This window comes from Streptomyces sp. NPDC056527 (assembly GCF_042794475.1).
Taxonomy (GTDB): Bacteria; Actinomycetota; Actinomycetes; order Streptomycetales; family Streptomycetaceae; genus Streptomyces.
Genome location: NZ_JBHTTQ010000207.1, coordinates 1 through 4,411 on the forward strand (window position 1 = coordinate 1; position 4,411 = coordinate 4,411).

The window sequence follows — 4,411 nt, forward strand, 5'->3', positions numbered from 1 at the left end:
GGTCCGGGCCCCGGTCGTCGTGACTCCTCGGTCAGGCCAGCTTCGCCCGGACGGTGTCGACCAGCGCGTCCAGGGCCACCGGCTCCTGCTCGCCGGACTCCATGTCCTTGAGCTGGACGACGCCCTCTGCCAGGTCGCGCTCGCCGGCGACGACCGTGTACCGGGCGCCCGAGCGGTTGGCGTCCTTCATCGCGCCCTTGAGGCCCTTGCCGCCGAAGGCGAAGTCCGCCGCGACGCCCGCCTTGCGGAGCTCGGTCACCTTGGCGAACAGCAGCCGACGCGCCTCCTCGCCGAGCGCCACGGCGAAGACGCTGGTGGACGCCGGGATGTCCAGCTCGACGCCCTCGGCCTCCAGGGCCAGCACCGTGCGGTCCACACCGAGCGCCCAGCCGACCGAGGGAAGCGCGGGGCCGCCGATCATCTCGGAGAGGCCGTCGTACCGTCCGCCGCCGCCGACCGCGGACTGCGAGCCCAGACCGTCGTGGACGAACTCGAAGGTCGTCCGCGTGTAGTAGTCCAGGCCGCGCACCAGCTTGGCGTCGTCCTCGAAGGCCACGCCCGCCGCGGTGATCAGCGCGCGCACCTCCTCGTGGTAGGCCTTGCACGCGTCGCAGAGGTAGTCGCGCAGCAGCGGCGCGCCGACCAGCTGCTTCTGCACGGACTCGCGCTTGTCGTCCAGGACGCGCAGCGGGTTGATCTCGGCCCGGCGGAGCGTCTCCTCGTCGAGGTCGAGCCCGCGCAGGAAGGTCTGCAGCGCCTCCCGGTAGACGGGGCGGCACTCCTTGTCGCCGAGCGAGTTCAGCAGGATGCGGAAGTTCCGCAGGCCCAGCGAGCGGTAGGCGTCGTCGGCCAGGATGATCAGCTCGGCGTCGAGCGCCGGGTCCTCGGCCCCGATCGCCTCGGCACCCACCTGCGAGAAGTGGCGATAGCGGCCCTTCTGCGGACGCTCGTAGCGGTAGTACGAGCCGGAGTACCAGAGCTTGACCGGGAGGTTGCCCTGCTTGTGCAGGCTGGCCTCAAGGGCCGCGCGCAGCACGGAGGCGGTGCCCTCGGGGCGCAGCGCCAGCTCGGAGCCGCCCTTGGTCGTGAGGGTGTACATCTCCTTGGTGACGATGTCGGTGGATTCGCCGACACCGCGCGCGAAGAGGTTGACGTCCTCGAAGCCGGGCGTCTCGACATAGCCGTAGCCGGACTTGCGCAGCGGTCCGGAGATGGCGTCACGCACCGCCAGGTACTTCGCGGAGTACGGCGGAATCAGGTCGTACGTGCCCTTGGGGGCCTTGAAGGTGCTCACGGAGTACTCGTCACATTCCTCGTCGGGGAGCCTTCGTGCTCCCGAGGCCGGCGGCCACGTCCCGCAGATACGGGTTGGTGGCGCGCTCCTGGCCGATGGTCGTCTGGGGACCGTGTCCCGACAGCACCACGGTCGAGTTGTCGAGCGGCAGGCACACGCGGGCCAGCGATTCGAGCATCTCGTCCATGTCACCGCCGGGCAGGTCGGTGCGTCCGATGGAGCCGGCGAAGAGCAGATCGCCCGAGAAGAACACGGAGGGGATCTCCGTGGTCTGCGGCATCTGGAAGGTCACCGACCCCTTGGTATGACCGGGCGCATGGGCGACGGAGAACTCCAGTCCGGCGAGGTCCAGCTTCGCGCCGTCGGTGAGCTCGTGCACGTCGTCCGGCTCGCCCACGGTCAGCTCGCCCATGAGCGGCATCCCGATGGAGCGGCCGAGGGCCTTCTCCGGGTCGCTCATCATGTACCGGTCGGAGGGGTGGATCCACGCGGGTACGTCATGGGCGCCGCAGACCGGGACGACCGAGGCGACGTGGTCGATGTGGCCATGGGTGAGGACCACCGCGACGGGCTTGAGCCGATGCTTCTTGAGCGTCTCCTCGACTCCCTGGGCGGCCTGGTGGCCCGGGTCGATGATCACGCACTCCTCGCCTGCGGCGGGGGCGACCAGATAGCAGTTGGTCCCCCAGGCCCCGGCGGGGAACCCGGCAATCAGCACGATCGTCCTTAAATGTCGTCCGGCACAGTGCTGCGACGGAGCGGAAGCGGCAGATCAGAGCCTACCGGCGCTGCGTATTCCACAGCCAACCCGTATACGGTACGGGCACACCCGGCCAGGGCAGGAACGCACGAGCGACAAGGAGCAGACCCGGTGGTCAGCAGCGATCAGCGGCGGCGGCAGCTCGCCAGGGAGAAGTACGTGCGGCAGCAGCAGCGGCGGCAGGAGGCGCGGCTGAAGGCCAGGCGCCGGAACACCGTCATCGCCGCGTCGCTGGCCGTCGTGTTGGCCGCGGGTGGTGCGGTGTACGCCTCGGTGACGCTGACCGACGGCGGCAAGAAGGACTCCGACAACGCCGCGGCGAGCGACACCCCGACGCCCACGGCGAGCGAGTCGACGACGCCAGAGCCCGCGATGACCGTCGACAAGAAGGCCACGTACACGATGGCCCTGAAGACGAACGAGGGCGACATCTCCATCGCCATGGACGCGGCGAAGACCCCGCGGACGGTGAACTCCTTCAAGCACCTGGCCGACAAGAAGTACTTCGACGGGACGAAGTGCCACCGGCTCACCACCGAGGGCATCTTCGTCCTCCAGTGCGGTGACCCGAAGGGCGACGGCACCGGCGGCCCGGGCTACACCATTCCGGACGAGAACCTGGACTCCCTCGGCAAGGCCGGCGCGGGCGGTTCGGTGACGTTCCCGGCCGGAACGGTGGCGATGGCCAACACCGGCCAGCCGGGCACGGGCGGCAGCCAGTTCTTCCTCGTCTACAAGGACACGAAGCTGCCGCCGAGCTACACGCCCTTCGGGAAGATCGACGCGGCGGGCCTCAAGGCCGTCCAGGAGGTCGCGAAGGCCGGGGTCGAGGGCGGTGCCAAGGACGGCGCGCCCAAGAAGCCCGTCACCATCGAGAAGGCCACGGTCGCCAAGTAGTGACGCACGGCGCGACCGTTGAATTTCGGTCGCGCTGAGTGCGGACAGCCGGGCGGCCGGTCGCCTAGATTGGCGTTGTGCAGCGCGGTCCTGTATCCGCGTTGTTGAGGGCGGGCGAGGCCCGCCGGGAAACTGTGGACGATGCCCAGGGGGCACAACCCCCTCAGCGGCATCATGTGGAGGAGGCGCTGTGAGCAGCGACCCGTGGGGCCGCGTCGACGAGACGGGCACCGTGTACGTGCGTACTGCCGAGGGCGAGAAGGTCGTCGGATCGTGGCAGGCCGGCACTCCCGAGGAGGCACTGGCCTACTTCGAGCGCAAGTACGAGGGCTTGGTTGTCGAGATCGGCCTCCTCGAGAAGCGGGTGAAGACCACCGACCTCTCGGCGAAGGACGCCACTGCCGCGATCGACCACATCCGGCAGCAGGTCGACGAGCATCACGCCGTGGGTGACCTCGCCGCGCTGACCACTCGTCTCGACAAGCTGGTCGAGACGGTGGAGTCGCGCCGCGAGGAGCGCAAGGTCCAGAAGGCCAAGCAGACCGACGAGGCGCGGGGCGCCAAGGAGGCTCTGGTCAAGGAGGCCGAGGAGCTGGCGCAGAGCGAGCAGTGGCGGGCCGCCGGTGAGCGGCTGCGCGCGCTCGTGGACACCTGGAAGGGCCTGCCGCGGCTCGACCGGAAGTCGGACGACGAGCTGTGGCACCGCTTCTCGCATGCCCGCTCGGCGTTCTCCAAGCGCCGCAAGGCGCACTTCGCCTCGCTGGACGCGCAGCGCGAGGAGGCCCGCAAGGCCAAGGAGAAGCTGGTCTCCGAGGCCGAGTCGCTCTCCAACTCCACGGACTGGGGTGGCACGGCCGCCCGCTACCGCGAGCTGATGGCGGAGTGGAAGGCGGTGGGCCGCGCCCAGCGCGAGCACGAGGACGACCTGTGGAACCGCTTCCGCGGCGCCCAGGACGTGTTCTTCGCGGCGCGCGGCGAGGTCTTCGCCGAGCGGGACGCGGAGCAGACCGAGAACCTCAAGCTGAAGGAGGAGCTCGCGGTCGAGGCCGAGAAGCTGGTGCCCGTGACGGATCTGAAGGCGGCGCGTGCGGCCTTCCGCTCCATCAACGAGCGCTGGGAGGCCATCGGCCACGTGCCGCGCGACGCCCGGCCGAAGGTCGAGGGCCGGATGCACACGGTGGAGCGGGCGCTCCAGGAGGCCGAGGAGTCGGAGTGGCGCCGGACCAACCCGGAGGCACGCGCGCGTGCCGCGGGTCTGACCGGCCAGCTGCAGGACGCGGTCGACAAGCTGCAGAAGCAGATCGACGCGGCCCGCGCGGCGGGCAACGACGCCAAGGCCGACAAGCTGGGCCGTGAGCTGGAGGGCCGCCAGGCGCTCCTGGACCAGGCGCTGAAGGGCCTGGAGGAGTTCGGCGGCTGACAGCCGGTCGTACGGGAAGGGCCCCGGTACCTGTGACAGG

4 protein-coding genes are annotated in these 4,411 nt (G+C 70.1%); 2 read left to right on the forward strand and 2 right to left on the reverse strand.

Features of this window, described 5'->3' with window-relative positions; genetic code table 11:
* Positions 1-31: 31 nt before the first annotated feature.
* A complete protein-coding gene (gene hisS / locus ACFQ7Q_RS37650; protein ID WP_383563622.1) occupies positions 32-1,294 on the reverse strand; it encodes a histidine--tRNA ligase in 1,263 nt (420 codons plus the stop codon).
* A gap of 10 nt (positions 1,295-1,304) precedes the next feature.
* Positions 1,305-2,012 (reverse strand): MBL fold metallo-hydrolase, encoded by a 708-nt coding sequence (locus ACFQ7Q_RS37655; RefSeq protein WP_383563625.1) that lies wholly within the window; start codon positions 2,010-2,012, stop codon positions 1,305-1,307.
* A gap of 153 nt (positions 2,013-2,165) precedes the next feature.
* Here ACFQ7Q_RS37655 and ACFQ7Q_RS37660 point away from each other — a divergent pair, with 153 nt between their 5' ends.
* Positions 2,166-2,951, forward strand: coding sequence for a peptidylprolyl isomerase (locus ACFQ7Q_RS37660; RefSeq protein WP_383563628.1), 786 nt, complete (start codon positions 2,166-2,168; stop codon positions 2,949-2,951).
* Positions 2,952-3,141: 190 nt separating this feature from the next.
* Positions 3,142-4,371, forward strand: coding sequence for a DUF349 domain-containing protein (locus ACFQ7Q_RS37665; RefSeq protein ID WP_383563631.1), 1,230 nt, complete (start codon positions 3,142-3,144; stop codon positions 4,369-4,371).
* The last annotated feature ends 40 nt before the right edge of the window (positions 4,372-4,411 follow it).